Origin of the sequence: Mesorhizobium sp. M5C.F.Ca.ET.164.01.1.1 (assembly GCF_004792125.1) — a bacterium.
In the GTDB taxonomy this organism is placed as follows: domain Bacteria; phylum Pseudomonadota; class Alphaproteobacteria; order Rhizobiales; family Rhizobiaceae; genus Mesorhizobium; species Mesorhizobium wenxiniae.
The window spans coordinates 1-1060 of record NZ_SRTG01000043.1; the positions used below are offsets into that span (position 1 = coordinate 1).

Genomic DNA, 1060 nt, shown 5'->3' on the forward strand with positions numbered 1-1060 from the left:
GCCCTCGCCCCGTCAGCCGGCAGCACGGATCCGGTATCCGACACAAATATCTGCCTGCCGTCCTTCGAAACGACCTTGCCCTTGATGAAGTTCATCGCCGGCGAGCCGATGAAACCGGCGACGAAGAACATTGCCCGGATTGTCGTAGAGATCGAGCGGCAAGCATGGCGACGATTGCCTGCAGGAACTGCGCTGGCTCTACGACCGGCGCGATCTCGCCGAGGCCAAGGCCGATCTCGCCGCATGGCTTTCCAAATGGTCGGCCCGCTACCCACGACTGAGGACATGGGTGGAGGAGACCACGAGTACACGCTGACCTTCTTTCGTCTGCCACGCCCGCACCACAAGCATCTCAAGAGCACCAACATGCTTGAACGGCTCAACGAGGAAATCCGGCGCCGCACCTATGTCGTGCGCATCTTTCCAAACTCACAGAACTGCCTACGCCTCGTCAGGGCGCTGGCCGTCGAAACCAACGAAAACTGGATGGAGGCCAACCGCTACATCAACATGGACGACCTGCGCGAGCACAAGAAGCTCACTCTGCGCCAAGCCGCATGACCAGCACCATGGCCGCCCCTTTTTGCTGATGGGGTGGATGCCTGCCTTCTCCGACGGCATCGCAATGTGCCAAAGTTTGTGGTGTTAGCGCCACGCAAAGGAGAGGCAGGCATCCATGGAAAAGGTTACCATCATTGGGGTCGATCTGGCAAAGAACGTCTTTCAGCTGCACGGGGCGGCAGCTGATGGATCGGTTGTGTTCCGCAAGAAGCTGTCGCGCCTGCAGTTTTGCAAGTTCATGGCGAGTCAACCGGCATGTGTCGTGGCGATGGAAGCGTGCGGCAGCTCGCACTACTGGGCCCGTCAGATGGCTCGGCTTGGCCATGAGCCAAGACTGATTGCCCCGGCCTATGTCAAACCGTTCGTCAAGCGGCAGAAGATGGGATGGTTGCCGCCCTCCCCAGACGGCATCGCAATGTGCCAAGGTCGTGATGTTCAACGCCACGAGAAGGAGAGGACGGCAAATGAAGGATACTATGATCGGGGTGGACCTGGCAAA

Annotated in this window: 3 pseudogenes; 2 read left to right on the forward strand and 1 reads right to left on the reverse strand. The window is 59.2% G+C overall.

Annotated features, from left to right (window positions below):
• Positions 1-159: pseudogene (locus EN807_RS37150) on the reverse strand (sugar ABC transporter ATP-binding protein); the annotation flags it as partial.
• 28 nt (positions 160-187) lie between these two features.
• Between EN807_RS37150 and EN807_RS32275 the strand changes: the two are divergent.
• Both EN807_RS32275 and EN807_RS32280 read left to right on the forward strand, forming a co-directional pair.
• Positions 188-561 (forward strand): annotated as a pseudogene (locus EN807_RS32275) (transposase).
• Between the two features lie 115 nt (positions 562-676).
• Positions 677-1060, forward strand: a pseudogene (locus EN807_RS32280) (IS110 family transposase); the annotation flags it as partial.